1 protein-coding gene is annotated in these 1,204 nt (G+C 70.9%); it reads left to right on the plus strand.

The features are described 5' to 3' along the window. Positions 1-7: 7 nt before the first annotated feature. The coding region (locus tag AC2CHE_RS26855; RefSeq protein WP_484507610.1) for a glycosyltransferase at positions 8-1,204 on the plus strand (1,197 nt) is incomplete at its 3' end.

A 1,204-nucleotide genomic window follows, 5' to 3' on the forward strand; every position in this document is an offset into this window, starting at 1 on the left:
TTTCCGTATGCGCGTGTTGCTGACGACAGTCGGGTCGCGAGGTGACGTTCAGCCGCTGTTGGCGTTGGCGACGCAGTTGAGGGTTCTCGGTCATGAGGTGCGGATGTGCGTGCCGCCCGACTTCCAGGGCTGGATCGGCGGTCTCGGCATTCCCGTCTCGCCGATCGGGCCCGAGATGCGTCGGGCTCTCGCCACCGGCCCGCCGGCCTCCTTCTCCGCGGAGCAGTTGCGTCCGATGGCCGAGGCGCAGGTCGCCGCCCAGTTCGACCGGATCCCAGCGGCTGTCGACGGCTGCGACCTCGTGGTCTCGGCGACTCCTGGGTTGACGGCGGTTCGCTCGGTGGCGGAGATGCTCGGCATCGGGTACGTCTTCGCGGTGTACAGCCCGAACCAGCTGCCGTCGGCCCACCACGCACCGCCGCAGGTGCCGCTGCCCGACGGGATGTCGGCGCCGGCGCAGGCGGATCACCGTGAACTCTGGGCCTGGGACGCCGAACACATGAGCAAGATGTTCAGGGCCACGCTCAACAAGCATCGGGCGTCCGTCGGTCTGCCGGCGCTCGACGACGTGCGCAGCCATGTCTTCACCGACCGGCCTTGGCTGGCCGCGGACCCGACACTTGGGCCTTGGCCCGACCCCGCCGACCAGGCCGTGTTCCAGCCCGGTGCCTGGATCCTGCCGGACGAACGGCCACTTCCCCCCGAGCTGGACAGGTTCCTGGACAGCGGCGAACCGCCCATCTACTTCGGGTTCAGCAGCATGGTGCGGATGCGGGAGGACCTCGGGCGGGTGACTGTCGAAACGGCCCGCGCGCTCGGCCGCCGTGCCGTCGTCTCCCGGGGTTGGGCCGACCTGAGGCTGCCCGACGACGGAACCGACTGCCTGGCCGTCGGCGAAGTCAACGAGCAGGCGCTGTTCCGGCGGGTCGCCGCCGTCGTCCACCACGGCGGCGCCGGAACGACGACATCGGCCGCGCTCGGGGGTGCCCCGCACGTCGTCATTCCGCAGATGTACGACCAGCACTACTGGGCCCGGCGGGTCGAGCAGTTGGGTCTCGGGGTGGCATGCGGACCCCACCGGATGACCGCCGACTCGCTGACGAGCGCGCTCGACCGTGCCCTCCGACCGGACGTGGTCACCCGAGCCCGCGCCATCGCCTCGGTCGTCCGCCGCGACGGTACCCAGATCGCGGCCCAGCGCCTG

The sequence above is a fragment of the Micromonospora sp. ATLC16 genome (genome assembly GCF_057196645.1).